The organism is Okeania sp. SIO2C9, from assembly GCF_010672455.1.
Taxonomy (GTDB): Bacteria; Cyanobacteriota; Cyanobacteriia; order Cyanobacteriales; family Microcoleaceae; genus Okeania.
In genome coordinates, this window is sequence record NZ_JAAHGO010000246.1 from 1 (window position 1) to 1,318 (window position 1,318).

General features: G+C 38.8%; 1 protein-coding gene. It reads right to left on the minus strand.

The features are described 5' to 3' along the window. Positions 1-58: 58 nt before the first annotated feature. A partial coding sequence (locus F6K23_RS40700) for a hypothetical protein (protein ID WP_293166921.1) occupies positions 59-1,318 on the minus strand: 1,260 nt, incomplete at its 5' end.

Below are 1,318 nucleotides of genomic sequence, written 5' to 3' on the forward strand. Positions count from 1 at the left end.
CAAACGATATGTGGTTTAGCTGCATAAGTCTTGAAGTTTATGCAGGAGGGATTAGTTTCTAGACAAGGAAAAATCCTCCAAGCTGATCATCAGGAAAAAACAATGGGTTTATTGCGCCTTCAACAATTCCAATAAGATCTCCAGAATCTGTAGAGATATTTAAATTGCCATTGACTATATTAAAAGAATAGTCATCAGATGATCCAGCTAGAAAGATACTATCTTCAAATCTTTCAAAGTTCCGAATCAAGGCGAAATCATTATTCCTATTACCTACATATAATTGTTCAGAGGTTGAATTAATATCAAATAGGTCATTAGTATAACCCAGAAGAAACACATCTTCCCCCTCTCCAGCAATTAGGATATCAATTTCACCAACTCCCAAACTAGTAGCAAGAAGACCCTCTCCTATCTCAACTCCAATAATATTTGTATGTGTCCCAAAGCCAGTGATTATATCATTGCCACTGGTGCCAGTAAAAAAGCCAGTTCGTTCTTCGTCAAATTGCCCAACTTGTTCGTATTGATCTAGACCAGAGTCGAACAAATCAAATGCTACAGAGAAGCCGACATCAGGATTACTTAATAAATACCATTCTTCGTTGAAAAACGTTGGTAAATCAGGAAATTCTGGAATTACTTCAGGTACTCCTATGCGATTTTCTGTAGCTCCAAGCAGAAATAAATGTTCAAAACCAGAAGCAAAAACCCCAGTGTTCACAGCAGCAGCAACATCTGGATTATTAGACAAATAAATACTCTCACTGTACTCAAATGAAATATTAGTTCTACCTTCTTGTAAACCAAAATCCAAAAAGTGTTGAAGACCAGAGGTTATGAATCCGCCAGCAACGGCAGCAGCGACATCAGGGTTATTGGTTAAGTAAAACTGCTCATTGAACAAAGGTGAGATATTAGTCCTACCTTCCTGTTGACCAAATTCCAGAAAGTGCTGAAAACCAGAGGTTATGAATCCGCCAGTAACAGCAGCAGCGACATCAGGGTTATTGGTTAAGTAAAACTGCTCGTCGAACAAAGCTGATGCATTAGTTCTACCTTCTTGTAAACCAAATTCAAGGAAGTGTTGAAGACCAGATTCTATAAATCCGGCAGCGACTGCAACAGCAACATCAGGGTTAATTGCTAAGTAAAACTGCTCGTTGAACAAAGGTGAGATATTAGTCCTACCTTCCTGTTGACCAAATTCAAGGAAGTGTTGGAGACCAGAAGCTATGAATCCACCAGCAACAGCACTAGAAACATCGGAGTTACTGGCTAAGTAAAACTGCTCGTTGAACAAAGGTGATATACTAGA